Genomic DNA, 12,361 nt, shown 5'->3' with positions numbered 1-12,361 from the left:
TCCGCGAGGAGTCGCCGCCCTCACCCAGGACGAACCAGCCCGCCCAGCCTCGCCGCAAGGTCCACCGAGGCCTCGATCTCCTCCCGCCGGATGGAGACGCTCTCCACGTTGAGCCCGAACGGTACGTCGAGTCGGTGGCAGAACTCGGCGAGCTCGGCGGCGGTGGCGGCCGCTTGCTCGAAGGACGCGCCGAGGGGGTTCGTCGAGTGCCGGAGGTCGTTCTCGATCCAGCGGGGCACGTCGACGCCGAGCCAGCGCAGGAACTCCAGGGTCCGCATCGAGCCGCAGACCGAGAAGGTGAAGACGATCGGCACCGGGGTCAGCCCCCGCTCCTGGCACGCGTAGCGGTAGTCGGAGACCAGGTTCTTGGCGGCGTTGAGGTCGTACACCACCTGTGTGACGAAGAACCGGCAGCCGGCCTCCTGCTTGGCGATCAGGCGCAGGTGCTCGTCCTCGCGACGGCTGTGCCGCTCGGGGATCGCGACCCCGCCGAGAAGCAGCTGCGGGTTCTCCTCGGCTCGCAGGGCTTGCGCGTCGAGGAGGGTCACGGGCGTGGACGTGCTGCTGGACGAGGCGCCGACCATCACGGTCAAGGTACGGCGGGCGTCCTGCGCGGCGAGCCAGGTGCGCAGCTCCTCGCGCTGGTACTTGCCGACGGCGCGGTAGACGATGACCGGCGTCGGCCACGACGAGAGGTACTCGGCGCGGTACGCCGACGGGTCGACCGTCGGGCTGAACGGGAACGGGCGCTCCGCCGGGTTGCGGGCGCTCTCGTCGTCGATGTCGTAGAGGACGAGTCCGTCGAGATCGAGGTGCTCGAGCCGCTCCAGGGTGGCACGCGCGATCTGCGGGAGCCGCTCGGCCGGTGTGGACTGCCGTGGTGGCGTGATCGCGAAGAGGACGAAGCCTCCGCGCCCTTCCTCGATGCACGTTGCGACATCCACGCGCGTGAGGCTAGCGGGCTCGAGCCGGCCGACGTCACCGCCCCGACGTACGACGGCGTGCCGGACACCGGTCCGAGGGCCCGCTCCCGGTAGCGTCCGGGGGTGGCCAGCTCTCGCCGATCCAGCGCCCGCCGCCGCAGCGGGACGCGCCGTAGCGGGACGCGCCAACCGCGGCCCCTGCCCGTGGCGGGGCCCGGCGAGCGAGTGTGGGTCCTCGACGTCCCGTACGGGACGCAGGTCGACGGCGCCACCTGGCACCCGGCGGTCAAGACCCACCTGTACGTCGGCAGCCGGCTCCCCGCCCACCTCGCGCCGTACTCCCCCGGCCCCCACACCCTCGGCCGGTTCATCGAGAACACCCTCAACCCCGACAGCCCCGTCCCCCCTCCCGTGGCCACCGACGCGCTCGAGCCCCGGAGGCTCCAGTTCGAGGCGGCCGACGCGATCGCGGCCCGTGCCGAGGCGGGAGGACGGATGTTCCTGCTGGCCGACGAGCCCGGCGTCGGCAAGACCATCTCGGCAGTGCTCGGGGCGATGGCGGTGGGCGACCTGCGCGGCGCCCGGCGGGTGCTGGTCGTGGCCGACCGACCGGCCGCGATCACGATCGGCCACTGGTGCCGCACGATCACGGCGCTCGGCGACGGCGGCCTGGAGTGGGTCGTGATCACGTGGGACCGACTGGAGAAGGTCAAGGACCACCCGTGGGACGTGATCATCGCGGACGAGGCGCACGCGTTGCGGCGCACGACCACCAAGCGCTGGAAGCACTGGACCCGCATCTCCGGGCATGCCCTGCCCCACGACAAGGCGCCGTTCGTCATCGCGACGACCGCGACGCCCGGCCACACCCCGCTCGAGCTGCCGTACCTCGCGCCGGCCTATGCACAGGTCCTCGGCGAGTCGATGAAGGGGTGGACGACGGCCACCCAGCCCGCGGCCGCGTTCGCCGAGGCGTTGCAACGCCACGGGGTCGCCGTCGAGCCCGGGCGGTACGGCGCCACGTGGACCACCGATCCCGCGCGGCGGGCCGCGGACCTGAAGCTCGTGCGGGGCTGGCTCGCCGAGGAGCGGCCCGCAGCGATGCTGCACCGCGCGGCGCCGTGGGGACCGGTGCCGATCTCCGGGATGCCGGTGGCACTGACACCGGCCGAGCGATCGGCGTACGAGGCGGAGTGGGGTGAGTTCTGCCGCGAGATGGACATCGCCCGGCGCGGCCGCAATGTCGCGAAGGGCCGGGCGGCGCTGCTGCGGTTCCGGCAGAAGGCGGGCCTGATCCGGGTCGACTCGACGGTCGACTGGATCGCCCAGCAGGTGCGGGCCGAGCGGCAGGTGGCGTGCTCGGTGGAGTTCGTCGCGACCGCCGCCGACCCGATCGCCGACCGGCTGCGCGACGCCGGCATCGCGGTGGCCTCGGTCTACGGCAGGGACCGGTTCGACGCCGAGGCGGAGCGGCTGCGGTTCCAGACCGGTGAGGCGAAGGTCTGCGTCTTCACCACCGTCGCCTCGATCAGCCTCCACGCCGGCGAGACCCTCGCCGACGGGCGCCAGGCGAGCACCGAGCCGCGGGTCGGCGTCTTCCACCAGGCCCGCTTCTCGGGCATCGCCGGACGCCAGGTCACCGGCCGCACCCATCGCGACCACCAGGTCTCGCCCTGGCACATCGCGTACGCCGAGGGCACCGTCGAGGAGCAGGTCGGCAAGGTGATGGTGGAGCGGATCGCCGCCGCCGCCGACACCGTGGGCAGCGACACCACGGGGCTCGCCGACCTCGCCGGGCTCCTCGGCGCCGACTGGCTGCCCACCACCGCGCTGACCGAGGACAGCGCCTGAGCCACGTGGTTGGGTGGAAGGCGATGGCACGACGTCAGCGGTTCACGATCAGCCAAGCGCGCCGCTCGCAGAGCGAGCGGCTGCGTCGGCGCAAGCGCTGGTACTTCGCACTCATGGGCACGTGCCTGCTGCTGGTGCTGCTCGCCTGGAACCTGGTCCGGCTGTGGTCGACGACGGCCGCCGTCATCATGTCGGCGATCGCCGCCGTGCTCCCGCCCATCGCCGTGATCATCGCCAACTGGGGCGAGGACCACTGACGCCTTGGGGACGCTCAGTCGTCGGTGAACGCGACGACGGTGAGCAGCCGGGCGCCGTGGCGTCCGCCGGTGTACACGTGCTCGAACTCCGCGGAGAAGCGCAGCCCGTCGCCTCGCGACAGGGCGACGCTCCAACCGTTGGAGGCGACGACGACCGATCCGTCGAGCACGTAGGCGTACTCGACCGAGCCGCGCCCGTGGGAGCTCTTGGAGCTGGGATGGTCCGCAGGGACGGCCGACTCGGAGATCTCGAGGCGGCGGCGCTCGAAGGAGGTGAACAGGGTGCGGACCGCGACGTCGTCGATCTCGGCGAGGTCGCCCCAGTCGCCGGAGACCACCTCGGGCGCGAGGAGGGGGCTGCGCACGAGCTCGTGCAGGGTGACGTCGAGGGCCTCGGAGATCCGGGTGAGCACGCCGAGCGTCGGGTTCGCGAGACCACGCTCGACCTGGGAGAGCAGGCCCTTGCTCGAGCCGGTGGCGTCGGCGAGGTCGCGCAGACTCATGCCCCGCGCCAGGCGCAGCCGGCGGACGTTGCCGGCGAGCGCCTCCTTCGCCGCGTCCTCACCCGCACCGGCCTCGGCGAGGTCCGGCTGCGGCTCCTGGCGACTGCTCATCACCCACCTCCTGTCGGACCCGATGCTCGCACAGATCCGGGCCGGTGCGCCTGCTCCAGGACGGGCAGGTCGTCGGCGTGGCCGGCCACGAAGGCGTCCAGCGCGGCCCGGTACATCGCGAGGTCGAGCCCCGACGCAGCGAGCCAGTCCGGGTCGTAGTAGGTCTTGCGGTAGCGGTCGCCGCCGTCGCAGATCAGGGTCACGACGCTGCCACGCACGCCTGCGCGACGCATCTGCGCGGCGAGCACGAGCGCGCCCCAGACCGACGTGCCGGTGGAGCCGCCGACCGGGCGACCGATCGCCTCGCTGCACCAGTGCATCGCGGCCAGCGACGCAGCGTCGGGGACCCGCGCCATGTGGTCGACGACGTTCGGCTCGAACGACGGCTCCACGCGCGGCCGGCCGATGCCCTCGATCGCCGACCCGGCGCCGGTGACGGCCCGGTCGCCATCGCGCCAGGCCTGGTAGAACGCCGATCCTTCCGGGTCGACCACGCTCAGCCGGGTGTCGAGGCGACGGTGCCGCAGGTAGCGACCGATGGTCGCCGCGGTGCCGCCCGTGCCGGCCCCCACGACGACCCACGCAGGCACCGGGTGCGGCTCGAGCGCCAGCTGCTGGAGGATCGACTCCGCGATGTTGTTGTTGCCGCGCCAGTCGGTCGCGCGCTCGGCGTAGGTGAACTGGTCGAGGTAGTGCCCGCCGCACTCCCTCGCGATCCGCGCGGCCTCGGCGTAGACCGTGGTGGGGTCGTCGACGAAGCGGCACTCACCGCCGTAGAAGCCGATCAGCTCGATCTTCTCCTGCGACGTCGACCGCGGCACCACCGCGACGAAGCGCAGCCCGAGCAGGCGGGCGAAGTAGGCCTCCGAGACCGCGGTCGATCCCGAGCTGGCCTCGACGACGACGCTGTCGGGACCCAGCCACCCGTTGCAGAGGGCGTAGAGGAACAGCGACCGCGCCAGCCGGTGCTTGAGACTGCCGGTGGGGTGCACCGACTCGTCCTTGAGGTAGATGCGGACGCCCCAGTCCTCGGGCAGCGGCAGCACGTGCAGGTGGGTGTCGGCCGAGCGGTTGGCGTCGGCCTCGATCCGCCGAACCGCCTCGTGGGCCCAGGCCCGGTCGGAGGAGGCCGTCACGAGCCGGCCGCCAGCGCAGCCGCGACGGCCGCCGCGGGCGGGTTGACCAGCGCCGTGCCGTCGGGCAGCTCCACCGTGGGGATCAGCCACGAGCCACCGTTGAGCTCGGCGAGCCGGTCGAGGTGCTCGGGGTGCTCGTCGACGTCGACCACGACGTAGGACACCTGGGCCCGGTCGAGCTGGGACTTCAGCCGGGTGCAGTGACCGCACCAGGTGGCGGAATAGACGATCGCTTGCGGGTTCACGGAATCTCCTGCAACTCGTTGACGGCCGATGGGCTGCTGTATATCGTACGTTCCCAATCGGGAACAACTGGTAAACGCGACTCCTCCAAGGCAGGCCCCCATGACCCCGTTTGCTCGCGCCACCTCCACCGCCACCGGCGCCACGATGCCGGGCGGTCCCGGCTTCAGCCGGCGCCGCCTCCTGCAGGTGATCGGCCTGGCCGGCGGCCTCGCCGTCGCCGGTCCGGCGCTCGCCGCCTGCTCCCCTGACGACGAGTCGGACGGCGCGGGCAGGCGGCTGGACAGCCTCACCGTCGCCCTCCCCTCCTCGATCAGCACCCTCGACGTCACCCGCGAGGCGGGGATCATCAACTACGTCATCGCCTTGCTGTGCCTCGAGGGTCTCACGGCGATCGGCGCCGACGGCGCGCTCGCGCCGTCGCTCGCCACCGCGTGGACCCAGCCCGACCCGCTCACCTACGTCTACAAGCTGCGCCCGGACGTCACCTTCTCCGACGGCAACCCGCTCACCGCCGACGACGTGATCGCCTCGATCGAGGTCAACAGCCGCAAGGGATCCACCTCCGCGCTGGCCTACGCGTATGCGCCGATGAAGTCGGTGAAGGCGACGGCCGACGACGAGATCACCTTCACCCTCTCGACGCCGACGTCGGGCTTCGGCTGGGTGCCCAGCCCCAGCACGCTGCAGGTGTCGAGCCGCGCCTTCCTCGACGAGCACGGCGACAAGGTCGGCACCCCGCAGGCACTGCTCCTCGGCACCGGCCCCTACGTCGTCACCGAGTTCGCGCCCGACTCGCACGTCGTGCTCGAGCGCAACGACGCGTGGTGGGGCGGCCGGGTCGAGGTCGCCAAGGTCCGGCTCGACTTCATCACCGACGAGAACACCCGGCTGCTGGCCATGCGCGACGGCTCCGTGGACATCGCGCTCTCGGTCCCGCCGAACCAGGTCAAGGACTGGCAGGCGATCGACGGTGTCAGCATCGAGACCGCCACCGACAACTCCCTGGTCACGCTGGCCTTCAACACCTCGGTCGCTCCGTGGTCCGACCCCAAGGTCCGCACCGCGGTCGCCCACTGCATCGATCGCCCCGCCGTCGTCGAGAGCGTGCTGCGCGGCAACGCCGAGGTGGCGCTGACGATCCCGACGACCGAGCAATGGGGCGGCCTGCTCACCAAGAGCCAGGTCGACGACCTCTATGCGAGCATCCCCCAGGTCGACTTCGACCTCGACGCGGCCGCGTCGCTGCTCGCGGAGTCCTCCGTGCCCGACGGCTTCTCGGCGACGCTCACCTACCCCAACAGCGGGCCGTTGATCGGCCGGGCGCTGCTCACGCTCGCGGAGAACCTCAAGGGGCTCGGGATCGACTTGAAGGTCCAGGAGATCACGCTCGAGCAGTGGATCGCGGACCTCGGCAAGCACGCCGGCATCGCTGTGGGTTGGTACTTCCCCGGCACCGGCGACCCCGCGGAGTACGTCCAGCTCCTGCTCAACGGCGCGTACGCCGAGTCGGGCGGCACCAACCTCGCGGAGTACCGGAACGCGGAGGTGACCGCCCTGCTGGACCAGGAGGTCGCCCAGACCGACCCGGCCAAGCGCGGCGACCTGCTCGGCCAGGCGCTGGTCAAGGCGGCCGCCGACGTGGCCTACCAGCCGCTGTGGTGGGCGAAGACGGCGACCGCCTTCGGACCCGGTCTGCAGGCCGAGGACTTCGGGCCCTACTTCTTCCTCGGCCCGTGGGTCCAGCACGTCACGACCGCATGACCCCGCTCCCGCTGCACGACGCGCTCGTCGAGCTCGCCTATCCCGCCTCCCTCACCCTCGACCAGGACGGTCGCCGCCTGGCCCTCATCGGCGTGGGCGCCGACCCCGAGGTGCACCTCCTGGACCCGACGCTGCCGGGCGGCGCAGCGACCACCTGGCCGCTGTCGGCCGAGCCGACGCTCGTGCGCTGGTCGGTCGGGAGCGCCGAGCTGTGGGTGGTCACCCTGGGTGAGCACGGCGAGCCGACCCGGCTCTCGCTGCTCGCCCCGGACGGCTCGACGATCGCCACCACGCAGCTCGCCGGCGCGATCGAGGACCTCGTCCCGCTCGGCCCGGGCAGCGCGCTGCTGCGGGTCGCCGACGTCGGATCCGAGCGCGACGGCATGCACCTCGGACTGCGCGTGCGCGGCACCGACCCCGACGACCCCGAGGTACGGCGCGGCGACGCGCTCCCGCTCCGCCGCCTGGTGCACGTCGCCGTCGCCGACGGCGCGGTGCACCACGCGGCCATCGACCTGGGTCGCTGGTCGGCGTGGGATGTCCACGCGGTCGGCGAGCGCGCCGTCGTCGTCGCCTCCCAGGACCCGGCCCCGGCCGGGTACTACCGGCCCACCCTCCTCCTCGTCGACGGCCTCACCTCCGAGCGCGCGACGGTGCGCGAGCTCTACCGCACCGACGGCCAGCTGGCCCGCCCCCGACTCGCACCGACCGGCGACCGCGTCGCCGTCATCGAGGGTCAGTCGATCGTCTCGGGCGTGGTGCACGTCCACGACCTGCCCACCGGCGCCTGGCGGACCGTCGCCGACCTCGACGACGCCACCGACGTCGGCTGGCTGGACGAGGACCGGCTGTGGTTCGCCGGCTGGGAGGATCTCGGGGTGCAGGTCGGTCGGATCGCCGTCCCTGGTCCGGGAGAAGCGGCCACCGTGACCGGCCGCTGGACGCACCTGGCCAGCATGCACGGCGACGCCGGCCAGCCCGCGCTCGCGGTCGCCCCCGACGGCGCCACGGCGTACACCGTCTGGGAGGAGCCCGGACAGCCGCCGGAGGTCGTCTCCCTGTGCCTGGACGAGCCGGGCACCACGCGGCTCACCGACCACAACGCGACCCTGCGCAAGGAGGCGCCGGAGGTCCTCACCGAGCGAGCCACCTGGACCTCGCCCGACGGGACCGAGGTGCACGGTCTGGTGCTGCGGCCCGCCGCGGCCAGCGGCCCGCTGCCGCTCGTGCTGCTCCTGCACGGCGGCCCGACCTGGCTGTGGTCGGCGTCCTTCGCCCCGGCCGAGTCCAACCAGCTCGCCCTCCCCCTGGCTGCCGCCGGGGCCGTGGTCCTGCTGCCCAACCCCCGCGGCAGCAGCGGTCGCGGCCAGGCGTATGCCACCCAGGTCCGCGGCGACACGGGCGGCGCCGACCTTGCCGACGTGCTCGCCGGAGCCGACCACCTGGTGGAGCGAGGTCTCGCCGACCCCGACCGGACGGCGGTCATGGGCCTGAGCTACGGCGGCTACCTGTCCGCCCAGGCCGCCGTGACCCAGCCCCGCTTCCGGGCGGCGGTGGTGATGTCGGGCGTCAGCGACTGGCTCGGCTTCGTCACGACGAGCGCGATCGGGGGCGGCTACGACGCCGTCTACCACCCGGCCGGCGACCTCGGCTCGGCTGCCGGCCGAGACGCCCTCGTCGGGCCCTCCCCGCTCTACCGGGTCACCTCCAGCGCCGTGCCCACCCTGTTCCTGCACGGCGCCCTCGACCGGATCACACCGCTGGCCCAGGCCGAGCAGCTCTTCGGCGAGCTGGCTCGGCTCGGCGTACCGAGCGAGCTGGTCGTCTATCCCCGCGAGGGACACGAGCTGATCGAGCCCGAGCACCGTCGCGACGCCGCGGCCCGGGTGGCGAGCTGGTTGCGCGACCACGGCGTGCTCGACGGCACGGAGGACTGACATGGCCACCGCGTGGCTCCGGTTCCTGCTCGGCCGGCTGGCCGGCACGGCGGTCGTGCTGCTGGTCCTCTCCTTCGGCATCTACTGCCTCGTCTACCTGGCCCCGGGCTCGGTCGAGCACACCCTGCTCGGCAACCGCCCGGCCACGGAGGAGACCCGCGCCGCGATCCGCGCGCAGTACCACCTCGACGACCCCCTGCTCGTGCAGTACTGGAACTGGCTCGCCGGCGCCCTGCACGGCGACCTCGGCACCTCCATCCGCTCGGGCGAGCCGGTCGACGTGGCGATCTCGTCGCGGGCCACGCTGACGCTGCAGCTCTCGACGCTCGGCACGCTCTTCGCGCTCCTGCTCGGGATCCCCGCCGGCATCGCCGCCGCCCTGCGCCGGGGCCGCGCCGCCGACCAGGGCATCGTCGTGCTGAGCGTCGCCGGTCTGAGCGCGCCGCCGTTCGCCGTCGGCCTGCTCCTGCTCGGCCTGCTCGCGGTGAAGCTCGGCTGGTTCCCCGTGTACGGCGCCGGGGACGGTGGGCTCGACCGGTGGTGGCACCTGGTGCTCCCCGCGACCGCCCTGGCGATCGGCGGCGCCGGCCTGCTGGTCCGCTTCACCCGGACCTCACTCGTGCGTGAGCTCGACCAGGACTACGTCGTCTTCGCCCGGGCCCGCGGCCTCGGCGGCGTACGGGTGCTGCGCTACGCGCTGCGCAACTGCGCCGTGCCGATCCTGACGGCGACCGGCCTGGTGCTCACCTCCATCCTGGTCGGATCGGTGCTCGTCGAGGTGGTCTTCGCCCTGCCGGGTCTGGGCTCGCTGCTGGTCGACTCGGTCACCTTCAAGGACGTGCCCGTCGTGCAGGGAGTGGCGCTGCTGCTCACGATCCTGATCGCGCTGGTCAACCTCGCCGTCGACGCGGCGTACGCCGCAGCGGACCCGCGGGTCTCGCTCGTGAGGAGGAAGCGATGAGCACGCCGCTGCCCACCGATCCGTCCGCAGCCGTTCCCGGCGGGCGCCGTCGCCGCGCACGCCCCCGCCGGTGGCCGGGCACCGTCGTCGCCGTGGGCCTGGTCGTCTCCGGCCTCGCTCTGCTCGCCGCGCTCGTCGGTCCGCTGTTCCTTCCCGACGCCACCCAGCAGGACGTGCTGCTCGGCGTCTCGCAGCCCAGCGCCGCCCACCCGCTCGGCACCGACGACCTCGGGCGCGACGTGCTGCAGATGGTCGCCGTCGGCGCGCGCAGCTCCGTGCTCGGAGCGTTGCTGATCGCCGCGGGCTCGCTGCTCCTGGGCCACCTGATCGGCCTGCCCGCCGGCTATCGCGGGGGCTGGGTCGACCAGGTCGCGATGCGCTGGACGGACCTGATGTTCTCCCTCCCGGCACTGCTCGTCGCCATCGTCGTCACCGGCGTGGTCGGCGGCGGCTACCTGCTCGCCGTCCTCACCCTGGTCGTGCTGTTCTCACCGGGCGACACGCGGGTGGTCCGCGCCGCCGTGCTCGAGCAGCGGCAGCGGCCCTACGTCGAGGCGGCCCGGCTCTCCAACCTGCGCGACCGGACCATCGCACTGCGCTACGTCTGGCCCAACATCGCCCCGGTCGTGACCGGCAACGCCTTCCTCAACTTCGGCTTCGCGCTCGTCGCGCTGTCGTCACTGTCGTTCCTCGGTCTCGGCATCGCGCCCGGATCGGCCGACTGGGGCCGCATGCTCGCCGACAACCGCAGCCTGCTGCTCTCCAACACCTGGGCCGTCGTCACCCCCGGCCTGGCCATCATCCTCACCGCCGCGGCCGTCAACGTGGTCGGCGACTGGCTGCACCGACGCCTCGACGAGAGAGGACTCCGACGATGAGCGCACTCTGCGTCGACGTACGCGGGCTCCGGGTGCGCATGCCCGGCGCCGACGGGGCCGACCGGGTCCTCGTGTCGGGCGTCGACCTCGCGCTGGCACCCGGTGAGTCGCTCGCGATCGTGGGCGAGTCCGGGTCCGGCAAGAGCCTCACCGCCCGTTCCCTGCTGGCCCTGCTGCCGGCCGGGCTGGTCGCCGAGGGGCACGTCGAGGTCGCCGGCACCCTCATCAGCGACCCCCGGCTCGCGCGCCCGCTGCACGGGCGCCGGATCGCGCTGCTGATGCAGGACCCCTTCACGATGCTCAACCCGTTGCGCCGGGTCGGAGCCCAGCTCGCCGACGGGATGCCGCGCGCCGTACGCCGCGACCGACGTCGGCGCCGCGAGGAGGTGGCCCGGCGCCTCGAGGAGGTCGGCCTCTCCCCCGAGGTCGCCGACCGCTACCCGATCCAGCTCTCGGGCGGCATGCGACAGCGGGTCGGCATCGCCGCCGCCCTGGTCAGCGACCCCGAGGTGCTCGTGGCCGACGAGCCGACGACCGCGCTCGACGTGACCACCCAGCGCGAGATCCTGCGCCTGGTCCGCCGGATCCAGCACGACCGCGGCATGTCCTTCGTGATGATCACCCACGACCTGCGCGTCGCGTTCTCGATGTGCGAGCGCGTGATGGTGATGTACGCCGGCAGGATGCTGGAGGTCGGACCGACGGCCCAGATCCAGGCCGAGCCGCGCCACCCCTACACGGCCGCGCTGCTCGACGCGGAGCCGCCGGTCGACGAGCGGCTCGCGTCGCTCCCGGCGCCGCCCGGGTCGGTCCCGGCGCACGACGAGGTGGCCGACCGCTGCCCGTTCGCCGACCGCTGCGCCCACGTGACCACCGTCTGCACCGCCGGACCGCCGCCGCTCCTCGAGGTCGGCGCCGGCCACGTGAGCGCCTGTGCTCGCATCCGGGAGCTCGGGCCGCTTCGCCGCGACCGCGGCGAGGCCGCTGCGCCGCCCGCGCCGGTGTCCGCCGGCGACCGGGCGCTGCTGCGCGTGACCGGTCTCGGCAAGTCCTTCCACGGGGCGGCCGCGCCGGCGCTCGACGCCGTCGACCTCCTCGTCGCCCGCGGCGAGACCGTCGGCCTGGTCGGCGAGTCCGGCTCCGGCAAGACGACGCTGGCCCGCTGCGTCGTGGGACTCGAGACGCCGACCGCCGGCACGATCGAGCTGTCCGGCCGGACGTTCTCGTCGTGGGACGACCTGGACGGGGGTGAGGCGCGCCGGTTGCGCGGCGTCGTCCAGATGGTCTTCCAGGACCCGTACTCCAGCCTGCATCCCGTGCGCTCGGTCGGCGCGACGCTCGCGGACTCGCTGGCGGCGTTCGGGCGCCCGCACGGTGCGTCCGACGTCGCCGCGCTGCTCGAGCTCGTCGGCCTGACACCGGCTCACGCCCGGCGGCGGCCCGCGGCCCTGTCGGGCGGCGAGCGCCAACGCGTCGCGATCGCCCGTGCGCTCGCCCCCGAGCCGGAGCTGCTCGTCTGCGACGAGTCGGTGTCGGCGCTCGACGTCTCGGTGCAGGCCCAGGTCCTCGACCTGCTCGCCCGGCTCGTCCGTGAGCTCGACATGGCCCTGCTCTTCGTCACCCACGACCTCGCGGTCGTCCGGCAGGCGACGCAGCGGGTCTACGTGCTCCGCGGCGGTCGGTGCGTCGAGGCCGGGAGCACCTCGCAGGTGCTGGACGCTCCCACGCACCCCTACACCCAGGAGCTGCTCGACGCGGTCCCCCGCGAGGACCGGAACTGGCTGAGCTGAACGCCCG

General features: G+C 73.4%; 11 protein-coding genes. 7 read left to right on the top strand and 4 right to left on the bottom strand.

The annotated features are described in order from the left end of the window. Positions 1-20 precede the first annotated feature (20 nt). A complete protein-coding gene (locus KU893_RS23570) occupies positions 21-944 on the bottom strand; it encodes a methylenetetrahydrofolate reductase (RefSeq protein ID WP_218234302.1) in 924 nt (307 codons plus the stop codon). A gap of 102 nt (positions 945-1,046) precedes the next feature. On the opposite strand from KU893_RS23570, the gene KU893_RS10585 reads away from it, so the two are divergent. Further along, complete coding sequence (locus KU893_RS10585) at positions 1,047-2,774, top strand: DEAD/DEAH box helicase (RefSeq protein ID WP_257441324.1); 1,728 nt, start codon at positions 1,047-1,049, stop codon at positions 2,772-2,774. Between the two features lie 23 nt (positions 2,775-2,797). Further along, positions 2,798-3,031, top strand: coding sequence for a DUF3099 domain-containing protein (locus tag KU893_RS10580; protein WP_218234301.1), 234 nt, complete (start codon positions 2,798-2,800; stop codon positions 3,029-3,031). Between the two features lie 14 nt (positions 3,032-3,045). On the opposite strand, the gene KU893_RS10575 is transcribed toward KU893_RS10580, so the two are convergent. Genes KU893_RS10575 through KU893_RS23220 form a run of 3 tightly spaced genes read right to left on the bottom strand, consistent with a single transcriptional unit; the run spans position 3,046 to position 5,026 of the window. Beyond that, positions 3,046-3,645, bottom strand: a complete 600-nt coding sequence (locus KU893_RS10575; RefSeq protein WP_218234300.1) for an XRE family transcriptional regulator — start codon at positions 3,643-3,645, stop codon at positions 3,046-3,048. Next, the gene (locus KU893_RS10570; RefSeq protein ID WP_218234299.1) at positions 3,645-4,781 is read right to left on the bottom strand and encodes a PLP-dependent cysteine synthase family protein; all 1,137 of its coding nucleotides are present in this window, start codon (positions 4,779-4,781) and stop codon (positions 3,645-3,647) included. Before KU893_RS10570 ends, KU893_RS10575 begins: the two co-directional genes overlap by 1 nt. Next, positions 4,778-5,026, bottom strand: coding sequence for a glutaredoxin family protein (locus KU893_RS23220; RefSeq protein WP_257441325.1), 249 nt, complete (start codon positions 5,024-5,026; stop codon positions 4,778-4,780). Before KU893_RS23220 ends, KU893_RS10570 begins: the two co-directional genes overlap by 4 nt. Before the next feature lie 100 nt (positions 5,027-5,126). Here KU893_RS23220 and KU893_RS10560 point away from each other — a divergent pair, with 100 nt between their 5' ends. Genes KU893_RS10560 through KU893_RS10540 form a run of 5 tightly spaced genes read left to right on the top strand, consistent with a single transcriptional unit; the run spans position 5,127 to position 12,354 of the window. After that, entirely contained in the window at positions 5,127-6,788 is a 1,662-nt protein-coding gene (locus tag KU893_RS10560) for an ABC transporter substrate-binding protein (protein WP_218234298.1), read from the top strand. Continuing rightward, the gene (locus tag KU893_RS10555) at positions 6,785-8,725 is read left to right on the top strand and encodes an alpha/beta hydrolase family protein (protein WP_218234297.1); all 1,941 of its coding nucleotides are present in this window, start codon (positions 6,785-6,787) and stop codon (positions 8,723-8,725) included. Before KU893_RS10560 ends, KU893_RS10555 begins: the two co-directional genes overlap by 4 nt. Before the next feature lies 1 nt (position 8,726). Then, positions 8,727-9,686 (top strand): ABC transporter permease, encoded by a 960-nt coding sequence (locus tag KU893_RS10550; RefSeq protein ID WP_218234296.1) that lies wholly within the window; start codon positions 8,727-8,729, stop codon positions 9,684-9,686. Further along, positions 9,683-10,564, top strand: coding sequence for an ABC transporter permease (locus KU893_RS10545; protein ID WP_218234295.1), 882 nt, complete (start codon positions 9,683-9,685; stop codon positions 10,562-10,564). The genes KU893_RS10550 and KU893_RS10545 overlap by 4 nt, the downstream gene beginning before the upstream one ends. Further along, the gene (locus KU893_RS10540) at positions 10,561-12,354 is read left to right on the top strand and encodes a dipeptide ABC transporter ATP-binding protein (RefSeq protein ID WP_218234294.1); all 1,794 of its coding nucleotides are present in this window, start codon (positions 10,561-10,563) and stop codon (positions 12,352-12,354) included. Before KU893_RS10545 ends, KU893_RS10540 begins: the two co-directional genes overlap by 4 nt. The last annotated feature ends 7 nt before the right edge of the window (positions 12,355-12,361 follow it).

It is taken from the genome of Nocardioides daeguensis, assembly GCF_019192965.1.
In the GTDB taxonomy this organism is placed as follows: Bacteria; Actinomycetota; Actinomycetes; order Propionibacteriales; family Nocardioidaceae; genus Nocardioides; species Nocardioides daeguensis.
Note: the sequence above shows the minus strand (reverse complement) of the source record. Positions and strands in the feature narration are given on the sequence as shown.